The 248-nt window shown below is 63.3% G+C and carries 1 protein-coding gene; it reads left to right on the forward strand.

Annotated elements, in window-relative coordinates:
• A partial coding sequence (locus AC0IYH_RS33180) for a M24 family metallopeptidase (RefSeq protein WP_471838647.1) occupies positions 1-248 on the forward strand: 248 nt, incomplete at both ends.

Consider the following 248-nt stretch of genomic DNA (forward strand, 5'->3'; position numbering starts at 1 on the left):
GTGATGGTCTGTTGCTCATCGACTCCGGTGGCCAATACCTTGGCGGTACCACAGACATCACGCGCATGGTCCCGGTGGGTACGCCGACGCAGGAGCAGAAACAGGACTGCACGCGCGTGTTGAAAGGCGTGATTGCGCTGTCGCGGGCACGATTCCCGAAAGGCATCCTGTCGCCGCTGCTCGACGCCATCGCTCGTGCGCCGATCTGGGCTGACAACGTCGACTACGGTCACGGCACCGGTCATGGC

This window comes from Pseudomonas sp. AC463 (assembly GCF_979253585.1).